The following is an 11,236-nucleotide window of genomic DNA, read 5'->3' on the forward strand; positions in this document are numbered from 1 at the left end:
GCCGTGCGCCGCGATGCCGGGCGCGCCGTCGGGCGGAGCGCGCCGTCCGGCGCAAGGCCCACGGCGCGGTGCGGCGCGCGGCTCAGCTCGTGTTGATGATCAGGCCGATGTGGGTGAAGTAGTTGAGCGCGCCGAAGAGCAGGAACAGCACCCCGGCGACGACCCACACGACCCCCACGATCTTGACCATCCAGGCGCGCGGCGTCCGCAGGACGAACGGGAAGAGCACCGCGCCCACGCCGACCAGCACATACAGGCCGGAGATGAAGGTCGCCTCCAGCCAGGGGTGCGCGGCGAACTTGCCGGAGATCGGCTCCTGCGGCGGCGCGGCGAACAACTGGTACTTCCATCCCGCCGCGGCGATGCCGAAGCACGCCAGCCCCATGCCGAACACGAAGACCGAGAGCGGGCCCGCCAGCCGCGCCACCACCTCGCCCCGCGCCGGGACCTCGTTGAGCGCCTCGCCGCGCTTCCACAGGAACAGCGCCGCCATCAGCATCATCACGCCGAACGCCAGCGACGGCTCGCCGAAGACGATGTTGTCGAACGGGAACCCCTGCCCGGCCAGCGGCCAGGTGAGCGTCATGTGCAGGCCGGTGACGGTGAGGATGAGGCCGAGCGCTCCGAACGCCAGCCCCCAGCCCGCTGCCTCGACGCGCAGCTGCGGGTGCAGCAGCCGCCGCCCCAGCCCGACGACCAGCAGAAGCCCGGCCCCCGCCGCGACCGCCATGATCGTGTTGTAGGTCGGCATCCGGGTCCAGTCGATCTTCAGATCGGACGCCGCGCCCACGAGAGCAAGATCAATCATGTCGCTCAGCGTAGCAAGAAGGTCATCCTCTGTGACGATCGGGGCGGCCGGTCCCGGTCAGCGGGTCGGTGGGCTCCCAGGCGGACGGGATCAGCACCTCGACGCCGTCGCGCTCGGCCAGCGGCAGGATCATCCCGAGGGCCGTGTCGACGCGGTCGGCGAAGCGGGGCATCGGCCGCAGCGGCCGGTGCAGTCCGGTGAAGAAGTCGTCCCAGTGGACGAGGACGACCCGCCGCGCCCCGGTCGCCCCGACGACCTCGTCCCAGTAACGGCGGGCGAACTCCGGTGGCTGCTTGCCCAGCGCGCCGATGCCCAGGTACACGGCGTCGGCGCGGTGACCGGTCAGCATCCCGGGCCGGAAGTTGGCGCTCGCGTGCAGCAGGATCCGGCCCGACGGATGCGCGACCAGCACCGAGAACGCGTCGCCGGTCTGCCATGCCCCGGCCCGCGCCGGGGGGACCAGCGGCGCGTCGACCGTCCCCGGGAAGTGGTCGCCCGGGCTGTGCGGCGAGTCGATGAACGTCAGCTCGAAACGTCCGTACGCGAGCGTGTCACCGTCCGCGACCACCCGCAGCGACGAGGACGGGACGCCGAGGCCACGCCCGATGTTCGCCGTGGACTCCGAGCCGACGAGGTCCGCGCCGGTCTCCAGGCTCCAGACCGGCGCGTCGAGGGCGTGGTCGTAGTGGGAGTGCGCGCAGAACACCGCGCTCAGCGACCGCGCCCCCAGCCGCTCGATCGCCGCGCGGACCAGCGCACGGTCGGGCGCGATCCTCCCGAGGCCGACGCGCAGCAGGCCGGGCCGGGTGACGAACCCGTCACACAGCACGCTGGTCTCGCCGTCGTCCAGGAACACCGAACTCGTCCCGAGGAAGCAGGCCCGCAGCCCGCCCCCGTCCGACGCGCGAGCCCCGGTCAGGACGGGCTGCCGGTGGGCGAGGTAGGGACGCAGGCTCGGACGCCCGAACGGCATTCTCATAAGAGCATGATCCCCGCCGCTCCGCCTCCCGACCACGCCCTTCGCCCCGGCACTCAGCCGACTAGCGGGGAGCGGAGGCGGTGGCGCGGGGACGGGAAGTGCGGGTGGGCTGCTCGGCGGCGTGGGCGACTCCCCGGCACATGCCGCCGAAGATGCGGTCGTGGAACGGCTTGAAGGTCCACCAGTACAGGTGGCCCGGGAGGCCGCGCGGATGGAACAGGGCGCGCTGGGTGTAGCGGACGCGGCCGTCGCGTTCGGACATGCGGAACTCCAGCCACGCCAGGCCGGGCAGCCGCATCTCCGCGCGCAGCCGCAGCAGCCGTCCCGGGCCGATCTCCTCCACGCGCCAGAAGTCGACCGTCTCGCCGATCCGGAGCCGGCGCGGGTCGCGGCGTCCGCGGCGCAGCCCGACGCCGCCCACCATCCGGTCCAGGACGCCGCGGACGCTCCAGGCGAGCGGGAAGGAGTACCAGCCGCGCTCGCCGCCGATGCCCTCGATGACCTCCCACAGCCGCTCCGCCGGGGCCCTCACCTCGCGTTCGCGCTCGTCGGTGAACAGGCTGCCGCCGGCCCAGTCCGGGTCGGTGGGCAGCGGGTCGCTCGGCGCGCCGGGCAGGCTCGCCGACGACCAGCGGGTCGCGACGTCCGCCTGCCGGACGCGGCGCAGCGCCAGCCGGACGGCGTGCTCGAAGCCCGCGAGGCCCTCGTCCGGCGGTGGGACGTACCGGGCGATGTCGTGCTCGCGGCAGATCACCTCGTTGCGCAGGGACTCCACCAGCGGGCGCGCCAGCCGTCCCGGGACCGGCGTGATCGCGCCGACCCACAGGCTCGACAGCCGCGGGCTGAGGACGGGCACCGGGATGATGAGGCGCCGCCTGAGTCCGGCGACGGCGGCGTAGCGCTGCATCATGTCCCGGTAGGTGAGCACGTCGGGTCCGCCGATGTCGAAGCCCCGGCTGACGTGGGCGGGCAGCGCGGCGGACGCCACCAGGTAGTGCAGGACGTCCCGGATCGCGATCGGCTGGATGCGGGTGCGCACCCAGCGCGGGGTCACCATCACCGGCAGCCGCTCGGTCAGGTACCGCAGCATCTCGAACGACGCCGACCCCGATCCGATGATGACGGCGGCGCGCAGCCAGACGGCGGGGACGCCGGAGTCCAGCATGATCCGCCCGACCTCGGCGCGGGACCGCAGGTGCGGGGACAGCTCCTCCTCGGGCGCCATGCCGCCGAGGTAGACCAGGCGGCCCACCCCGGCGTCGCGGGCGGCCTCGGCGAAGGTGCGGGCGGCGCGGCGGTCGGTCTCGCTGAACCGGCCCTCGCCGCCGATCGCGTGGATCAGGTAGAAGGCGACGTCCACGCCGTCCAGCGCGCGGCGGGTCGAGGCGGGGTCGGTCGCGTCGGCCTCGGCGATCTCGACCCGGCCGGCCCACGGATGGTCGCGCAGCCGCCGCGCCGAGCGGGCCATGCACCGCACCCGGTATCCGGCGTCCAGCAGTTCGGGGACCAGTCGTCCGCCGATGTAGCCGCTGGCCCCCGTCACCAGGCACAGCCGCCCGGTCGCGCTCTCGTCAGGTGTGTCCATGGCCTGTTCCCCGGTGCGGCCGGGCATGCCGCGCCGCCGCGTCGAAGGTCCGTCGTGCCCCGGTTCCCCTGCCCGCTCGCCGTCAGACGGGCCCGTACCCGGGGGCCACGGGCGCAAGCGCAGGTCAACGCGGTTTTGCCCGTCCGCGACGCCTCCCGGGAGAACTCGGTGGCGGACGCGAGCGCGCCGCCGGTCAGAGGTTGTGCCGCAGGAGCAGGTCCTCGGGGAAGGGCGCGATGTAGGTCTGGCTCGCGACGTAGTCGAAGTGCTCGCCCTCGGCGTGGTGGCGCAGCAGCGCGATGGGGACGCTGAGCGGGGCGCGTCCCTCCCGGTAGGAGTCGATGGCGGTGAGGATGTCCTGGCGGCGCGTCGGGTCCAGGTCCTCGCTGACGAAGCCGAACACGTGCTGGAGCGCGTTGGTGTGCCGGCCGCGTCCCGCGCGGACGGCGAGCGCGGCCGTGAACGCGCGGCGGTAGTCGTCTTCCAGGTCGTCCCTCGGCTGCTCGCCCGCGCGGGCGGCGATGCGCCCGGTCTCGCGGTAGCCCTCGGGGGAGTGGGCCAGCAGCTGCATCTTGTGCCGGCTGTGGAAGGCGACCAGGTCGCGGGGACGCCAGTCGGCGGCGAACAGCGCGCGCAGCCTGGCGTGGGCGAACACCCGCTCCACGAAGTGCTCGCGCAGCACCGGGTCGTTCAGCCGCCCGCCCTCCTCGACGGGCAGGTCCGGGTAGGCGTCCAGCAGCAGGGAGGCGAAGACGCCGCGTCCCCTGCGGTCCACCGGCTGGCCGTCGCCGCGTTCCCCCGGACGGCCGGACGCGTAGCGCGGCAGGTTCATCAGCCCGCAGCTGGGGGAGCGCGACTTCAAAACGTAGCCGTCGATCTCGTCCAGGGCGGGGAGCCGGTGCCCGGCGAGCGCGGTCATCGCCTCGGTGTAGTCGTGGTCGCCGTCCTTGGTGACGATGTGCCCGTCGGTGCGCAGCCGCATCGCCGGACGCGGTGCGCCCAGGCCGATCTCCATCTCCGGGCAGACCGGCACCCAGTCCACGTGCCGCGAGAGCACGCCGGTGAGGAACCGGTCCCTGCTGTGGGCGCCGTTGTAGCGGACGGGCGCGCCGAGCAGGCAGCTCGACACGGCCAGCCGGGGCCTGGCGTCCGTCCACCACGGGTCCCGCCCGTCCGCCGCGGCCGGATCGGGGGCCGGCGCGGTCACAGCAGCTCCCGCATCTTCCGCTCGTCCCCGCGGGAGATGCGTTCGGCCAGGGTCATCGCGTCCTCCGGATCGCTTCGACCTCCTTCGTAGTCGATCGGGCGGGGGCGGGGAACCATCGGGCGGCAAACGCCGGGCAATAACCGAAAGAGCAGGTCAGGGCCCATGGCAACGCATCCTCCCGGAGGGAGTCCATCGCGGTGATCGGGGAAGGCACCCTCGTATGAGGCTCATCGGAAGGCGGGACGACCATCCTCGCTGGAAGGTCTACGGCGCGACCACCGCCGCCGTCACGGCGACCGCGGCGCTGGGCGCGGCGGCGGTCGACACCGACAACGACTGGTACCGGTCGCTGGCCAAACCGCCGTGGCAACCCCCGTCCTGGACGTTCGGCGCAGTCTGGACACCGCTGTACGTCTCGATCGCCTGGGCGAGCGGACGGGCCCTGCTGAAAGCCTCCGGACGCGAGCGCGGGACACTGGCCGCCAGTCTCGGCGTGAACCTGGCCCTGAACGCGACGTGGAACCACCTGTTCTTCGGCCGCCGCAGCCCGACGGCCGGTGTCGTGGGCACGGCGCTGCTGGACGCCGCCAACGCCGACCTGATCCGCCGGACCGCCCGCGTGGACGCCACCGCCGCGGCCGTGCTCGTTCCGTACGCGGCCTGGTGCCTGTTCGCCACGGCGCTGAACACCGACATCGCCCGCCGCAACCGGGGCGGCCGGACGCCGGGTCGACCGGTCACCCGAGCGGAGCCGAGCACCTGACGATGAGCACCTCGCTGATGCTGTTCACCCGCGACCTGCGCGTGCGCGACAACCCCGCGCTGGCCGCCGCCTGCCGCGCCGACCGGACCGTCCCGCTCTTCGTCTTCGACGACGCGCTGCTGGACGGCCCGTTCGCCGCCCCCAACCGCGTCCGGTTCCTCCTGGACGCCCTGGCCGACCTGCGCGAGTCCCTGCGCGGACGGGGCGGCGACCTCGTCATGCGGCGCGGCGACCCGGTGACCGAGGTGGCCCGCCTCGCCCGCGAGACGGGCGCGACCGAGCTGTTCCTCGCCGACGAGCGGTCGGCCTACGCCCGCCGCCGCCTCGCGGGCCTTGAGGAGCTCGACCTGAAGGTGACCGCCTGCCCCGGCATCACCGTGGTCCCGCCCGGCGACCTCACCCCGTCCGGCGGCGACCACTACCGGGTGTTCACGCCGTACTGGCGGGCCTGGGAGGCGAGCCGGTGGCGTCCGGCCGCCGCCACGCCCCGCGCCGTCCGCCTGCCGCCCGGGCTGACGGCCGGCCCCCTCCCGGACCTCACCGCCCTGACGGCGGGCACGCCGTCCCCCGACCTGGCCGAAGGCGGCGAGACGGCCGGACGCCGGCGCCTCGCCCGCTGGCTGCGGGACGACGCGGCCGACTACGACGAGGTCCACGACGACCTGGCCGCCGACCGGACGTCCCGGCTCAGCCCGTACCTGAAGTTCGGCTGCGTCTCCCCGCGGGAGGCCGCCGAGGCCGGTCCCACCGGCTTCCGCCGCCAGCTCGCCTGGCGCGACTTCCACCACCAGGTCGCCGCCGCCTTCCCCGACCTGCCCCGCGCCGACTACCGTCCGCGCGGCCGGCGGTGGAACCACGACGAGGACGCCTTCGCGGCCTGGTGCGAGGGCCTGACCGGCGTCCCGATCGTGGACGCCGGGATGCGGCAGCTACAGCGCGAGGGCTTCATGCACAACCGCGCCCGCCTGGTCACGGCGTCCTTCCTGACCCGCGACCTCGGGATCGACTGGCGGCGCGGCCTGGGCCACTTCAACGACTGGCTCGCCGACGGCGACATCGCCGACAACGCGGGCAACTGGCAGTGGGTCGCCGGGACGGGCAACAGCACCCGTCCGGACCAGGTCATGAACCCGCTGCGCCAGGCGTCCCGCTACGACCCGTCCGGCGCGTACGTCCGCCGCCACCTCCCCGAACTGGCCGACCTCGAAGGCCGCACCGCCCACCACCCCTGGACCCTGCCCCCCGACCGGCGCGGCGCCCTCGCCTACCCACCGCCCATCCTCGACCTCGACTGACGCCGGACGCGGCACCGGCAGGTCAGACTGGCAGGTCAGCGGGTGAGGGTGTGGTCGATCCAGGTGTCGGACTGGTCGAGGAGGAGGTGGCCGGCGCCGAGGATGCTGGCGTCGCGGCCGGAGCGGGACGTGCTGATCTCCAGGTTGCGGGTCGCCAGCGGGAGGCAGCGCTGGTAGATGGCGCCGCGGATGGTCGCGACGAGCGGTTCGGCGTTGGACAGGCTGCCGCCGATGACCAGGGCGTCGGGGTTGAAGAAGTTCACCAGCGCGGTGAGGACGTCGCCGATGAGCTGGCCGGCGTGGCGGACCGCGGCGGTCGCCTGGGGGACGCCGTCGGTGACCAGGTCGACGATCTCGGCGGGGGAGTCGGCGGTGATGCCCTGGGCGGCGAGGGAGGCGGCCAGCGCGGCGCCGCTCGCGTGGGCCTCCAGGCAGTCGGGGTGGCCGCAGGAGCAGTCGACGGTGGCCTCGGAGTGGATGCGGACGTGGCTGATGTCGCCCGCCGCGCCGCGGCCCCGGTGCAGGCGGCCGTCCACGATGACGCCGCAGCCGATGCCGCTGCCCAGCTTGATGACCATGATGTTGTCGAGGTCCGGCCAGGACGCGCGGTGCTCGCCGACGGCCATGAGGTTCGCGTCGTTCTCCACCAGGACGGGGAGGCCCGCCTGCGCGGCGGCGAACTCGCGGACGGGGAAGTCGTTCCAGCCGGGCATCCGCGAGGGGGAGACGACCTGGCCCGTCGCCGGGTCCACGGGGCCGGGCACGCCGATGGCGAGGCCGCGGACGGGCACGTCGTGCAGGCCGTGCTCGCCGGTGAGCGCGCGCAGGCCGTCGATGACGGCCGTCAGGATGGCCTCGGGGCCGACCGAGATGTCGACGGCGAGGTCGCCGACCGCGCGCGGCGTGCCGCTGAGGTCGACGGCGGCGAGCCGGGCGTGGTGCGCGCCGAGGTCGGCGACCAGGAAGACGCCCGCCTCGCGCGCGAGGCGCAGCCGGCGGGGTCGGCGTCCGCCGCGGGACGCGCCCGCGCCCTCCTCGGTGAACAGCCCGGCCTCGATGAGCTGCTCCACCCGGAGGGAGACGCTGGAGGCCGCGAGGCCGGAGAGCCGGGCGAGCTGGGCCCGCGACTCGGCCTGGCCGGTGGCGACCATGCGCACGAGCGCGGCCGGTCGGTCCTCTCTGCTGTTGCGCACCCCAGATAGATAGCATGCGCGGACTTTGTACAGCAATGCGTTGACTTCAATCGATTTGAAGGTCTAATGTCCAGTTCGACTTCGATTTCGAAGGAAGTTGGATCGAGGATGACCGAATGATCGAGGTTCGCGGCCTGCACAAGCGCTTCGGCGCCCACACCGCCCTGCGCGCGGTGGATCTGGACGTGGCGCGCGGCGAGGTGGTCGTGGTGATCGGCCCGTCCGGGTCGGGCAAGTCCACCCTCTGCCGCTGCCTCAACCGGCTGGAGAGCCCGGACGCCGGGACCGTCCGCATCGACGGCGCGGAGCTGCCGGCCGAGGGCCGCGCGCTCGCCCGCCTGCGCGCGGACGTCGGCATGGTGTTCCAGTCGTTCAACCTCTTCCACCACAAGACGATCCTGCAGAACCTCACGCTGGCGCCCATGCGGGTGCGCGGGCTGTCCCGCGAGGAGGCCGAGCGGGACGCCCGCGCGCTGCTCGACCGGGTCGGCATCGGCGCGCAGGCGGACAAGCTGCCCGCGCAGCTGTCCGGCGGGCAGCAGCAGCGCGCGGCGATCGCGCGCGCCCTGGCCATGCGGCCGAAGGCGATGCTGTTCGACGAGCCGACCTCGGCGCTCGACCCGGAGATGGTCGGCGAGGTCCTGGACGTCATGACGGGCCTGGCCGAGGACGGCATGACGATGGTGGTCGTCACCCACGAGATGGGGTTCGCCCGCCAGGTCGCCGACCGCGTGGTGTTCATGGCGGACGGCGAGATCGTCGAGTCCGGCACGCCGTCCGAGTTCTTCGCCTCTCCCACCAGCGACCGGGCCCGGGACTTCCTGGGCAAGGTGCTCAGCCACTAGCCGTCCCGCCTCCGCGGGGCTCTCAGCTCCCGGTCCGGTTCCACCCCCGGCGCGCCGTGCGCGGCGCGCCAACCGAGAAAGGTAAGAGATCATGGTGCGTACGTCTGCGCGGAAGCGGTGGGCGGTTCCGGTCGCGGTCGCCGCGCTGTCGCTCGCGGGCCTGACGGCCTGCTCCGACGGCGACTCCGGCTCCTCGGTCCCGGGCGCCGCCGGCGGCGGCGGGAAGCAGGACGACCTGGTCGCCGCGGCGCCGGTCGCGGCGAACCTGCCGGCCGGCTCCACCATGGAGAAGATCAAGAAGCGCGGTCAGCTGATCGTCGGCGGCTCGCTGGACGCCCCGCTGCTGTCCCAGCAGAACCCGGGCACCAAGAAGGTCGAGGGCCTGGACGCCGACTTCGGCCGCCTGCTCGCCAAGTACATCATCGGCAAGCCCGAGGTGAAGATCGTCAACTCGGCGTCGGAGACCCGCGAGGCGCTGCTGTCCAACGGCACCGTCGACGTCGTCTTCCAGACCTACAGCATCACCCCGGAGCGGGCCAAGCAGGTCGCCTTCGCCGGCCCGTACTACAGCTCCGGCCTGGTCATCGCCACCAAGAAGGACAAGACGGGCATCACCTCGCCCGCCGACCTCAAGGGCAAGACGGTCATCGCGGGCGCCAACACCCCGGCGATCCCGGCCATCAAGAAGGTCGCCCCGGACGCCAAGATCGTCACGTTCGGCACCGACCCCGAGTGCGTCCAGGCGCTCAAGCAGGGCCGCGGCGACGCCTACGTCCAGGACGAGGCGCTGCTGCTGGCCACCGCCAAGCAGGACCCGACCGTCAAGATCCAGGGCAAGCCGTTCACCAGCGACCCCTACGGCATCGGCCTCAAGCACGGCGACACGCAGATGAAGCAGTTCGTCAACGACTGGCTCAAGCAGATCCAGGCGTCCGGGCTGTGGGCCAGGACCTGGAAGAACTCCATCGGGACGGTCGTGGAGGGCGACGCGCCGCAGCCGCCGGCGATCGGCTCCGCCCCCGGCTCCGAGTGAGCGTGACCTTCGAGTAGGAGGGAGCCTCGCCCCGCCATGAACGTCATCACCGACCACCTCTCCGAGTTCGGCCACGGGCTGCTGCTCACCGTCGAGCTGACGCTGCTGTCGCTCGCCGGGGCGCTCGTCGCCGGGACCGCCGTCGCCGCGATGCGGGTCTCGCCCGTGCGCGTGCTGCGCGCCGCGGGGATGGCCTACGTCGAGGTCCTGCAGAACATCCCGCTGCTGGTCTGGCTGGTCATCGCCGTGTTCGGACTGCCGGAGATCGGAGTGATCGCCGGGCTGTTCACCACCTCGGTCGTCGTCATCGTGCTCTACCAGGGCGCCTACACGGCCGAGGCGATCAGGTCCGGGATCAACGCGGTGCCGTCGGGGCAGGGCGAGGCCGCCCGCGCGCTCGGGCTCACCTTCACCCAGTCGCTGCGGCTGGTGGTGCTGCCGCAGGCGCTGCGCACCGTCGTCCAGCCGCTCGGCAACATCGCCATCATGACGCTGATGAACACCGCGCTGGCCGCCGCGGTCGGCGTCGTCGAGCTGACCGCCGCCGCCAACCGCGTCAACCTGGCCGAGGCGCAGCCGATCTGGATCTTCGTGACGGCCGGCCTGGGCTACATGGCGCTGTCCGGGCTTCTCGGCCTGGCGACGGGCACCCTGGAACGGAAGTGGGCGATCCTGCGATGAGCGCACCGTCCTCGCGGCTGCTGTTCGACGAGCCGGGCCCGCGCGCCCGGCGCCGCATCCGCGTCGCCACCGTCCTGTCGGTGCTGGCCGGGGCCGCCCTGCTCGCGCTCGCGCTGCAGAAGTTCGCCGACAACGGGCAGCTCGCCGCCGACCGCTGGCGCCCCTACGGCACGTGGCCGATGTGGCGGTACCTGCTGGAGGGCCTGTGGTCCACCCTGCAGGCCGCCGCCGTGTCGATCGCGCTCGCCGCGGCGGCGGGGATCGTCCTCGCCCTCGGCCGGGTCTCGCCGTCCCGGTGGCTGCGCCTGCCGTCGGCCGCCTACGTCGAGATCGTCCGGACGATCCCCGCGCTGCTGCTGGTCTACATCGTGCTGTTCGCGCTGCCGCGCTACGGCGTGGACCTCCCGCTGTTCTGGAAGCTCGTCGTCCCGCTGTCGGTGTCCAACGCCGCCGCGTTCGCCGAGATCTTCCGCGCGGGCATCCGCTCGGTGGAGCGCGGGCAGCTGGAGGCGGGCCTCGCGCTCGGCCTCACCCGCGGCCGGGCCATGCGGACGGTCGTCCTGCCGCAGGCCGCGCGGCGCGTGCTGCCGTCGCTGGTCAGCCAGTCCGCCGGACTGCTCAAGGACACCTCCCTCGGCTTCGTCGTCAGCTATGCCGAACTGCTCTACAGCGGCAAGGTGCTGGCCAACTTCAACCACCTGCTGATCCAGACGTACCTGGTGATCGCGCTGATCTACCTGGTCATCAACGCGTCGCTGGCCAAGCTCGCGCGGACGCTGGAGGCGCGGCAGCGCAACCGGCCGTACCGCGCCGCCGCCCGCGCGGTCCCGGCCGCCGCGCAACCGGG

11 protein-coding genes are annotated in these 11,236 nt (G+C 73.4%); 6 read left to right on the plus strand and 5 right to left on the minus strand.

The annotated features are described in order from the left end of the window. Positions 1-82 precede the first annotated feature (82 nt). The 4 genes from DZF91_RS34165 to DZF91_RS34180 form a co-directional block, all read right to left on the minus strand. Positions 83-808: a DUF981 family protein gene (locus tag DZF91_RS34165; RefSeq protein WP_117361169.1), complete on the minus strand. Its 726-nt coding sequence runs from the start codon at positions 806-808 to the stop codon at positions 83-85. 22 nt (positions 809-830) lie between these two features. After that, positions 831-1,787: an MBL fold metallo-hydrolase gene (locus DZF91_RS34170; RefSeq protein ID WP_117361170.1), complete on the minus strand. Its 957-nt coding sequence runs from the start codon at positions 1,785-1,787 to the stop codon at positions 831-833. Between the two features lie 61 nt (positions 1,788-1,848). Then, positions 1,849-3,372 carry an SDR family oxidoreductase gene (locus tag DZF91_RS34175; RefSeq protein ID WP_117361177.1) on the minus strand — a complete coding sequence of 508 codons (1,524 nt, stop codon included), beginning with the start codon at positions 3,370-3,372 and terminating at the stop codon, positions 1,849-1,851. A gap of 193 nt (positions 3,373-3,565) precedes the next feature. Then, positions 3,566-4,501, minus strand: coding sequence for a YbgA family protein (locus tag DZF91_RS34180; RefSeq protein ID WP_117361179.1), 936 nt, complete (start codon positions 4,499-4,501; stop codon positions 3,566-3,568). Between the two features lie 298 nt (positions 4,502-4,799). On the opposite strand from DZF91_RS34180, the gene DZF91_RS34185 reads away from it, so the two are divergent. After that, the gene (locus DZF91_RS34185) at positions 4,800-5,342 is read left to right on the plus strand and encodes a TspO/MBR family protein (RefSeq protein WP_117361171.1); all 543 of its coding nucleotides are present in this window, start codon (positions 4,800-4,802) and stop codon (positions 5,340-5,342) included. 2 nt (positions 5,343-5,344) lie between these two features. Then, a complete protein-coding gene (locus tag DZF91_RS34190; protein WP_199487089.1) occupies positions 5,345-6,637 on the plus strand; it encodes a cryptochrome/photolyase family protein in 1,293 nt (430 codons plus the stop codon). A gap of 35 nt (positions 6,638-6,672) precedes the next feature. On the opposite strand, the gene DZF91_RS34195 is transcribed toward DZF91_RS34190, so the two are convergent. Continuing rightward, positions 6,673-7,830, minus strand: coding sequence for an ROK family protein (locus DZF91_RS34195; protein ID WP_235834765.1), 1,158 nt, complete (start codon positions 7,828-7,830; stop codon positions 6,673-6,675). 116 nt (positions 7,831-7,946) lie between these two features. Here DZF91_RS34195 and DZF91_RS34200 point away from each other — a divergent pair, with 116 nt between their 5' ends. From DZF91_RS34200 to DZF91_RS34215, 4 genes are all read left to right on the plus strand, one after another. Beyond that, the gene (locus DZF91_RS34200) at positions 7,947-8,675 is read left to right on the plus strand and encodes an amino acid ABC transporter ATP-binding protein (protein ID WP_117361173.1); all 729 of its coding nucleotides are present in this window, start codon (positions 7,947-7,949) and stop codon (positions 8,673-8,675) included. Positions 8,676-8,766: 91 nt separating this feature from the next. Further along, entirely contained in the window at positions 8,767-9,708 is a 942-nt protein-coding gene (locus DZF91_RS34205; protein WP_117361174.1) for a glutamate ABC transporter substrate-binding protein, read from the plus strand. A gap of 36 nt (positions 9,709-9,744) precedes the next feature. After that, positions 9,745-10,389: an amino acid ABC transporter permease gene (locus DZF91_RS34210; protein WP_117361176.1), complete on the plus strand. Its 645-nt coding sequence runs from the start codon at positions 9,745-9,747 to the stop codon at positions 10,387-10,389. Next, a partial coding sequence (locus DZF91_RS34215; RefSeq protein WP_147341522.1) for an amino acid ABC transporter permease occupies positions 10,386-11,236 on the plus strand: 851 nt, incomplete at its 3' end. The genes DZF91_RS34210 and DZF91_RS34215, both read left to right, overlap by 4 nt.

Source organism: Actinomadura logoneensis, from assembly GCF_003428695.1.
Taxonomy (GTDB): domain Bacteria; phylum Actinomycetota; class Actinomycetes; order Streptosporangiales; family Streptosporangiaceae; genus Spirillospora; species Spirillospora logoneensis.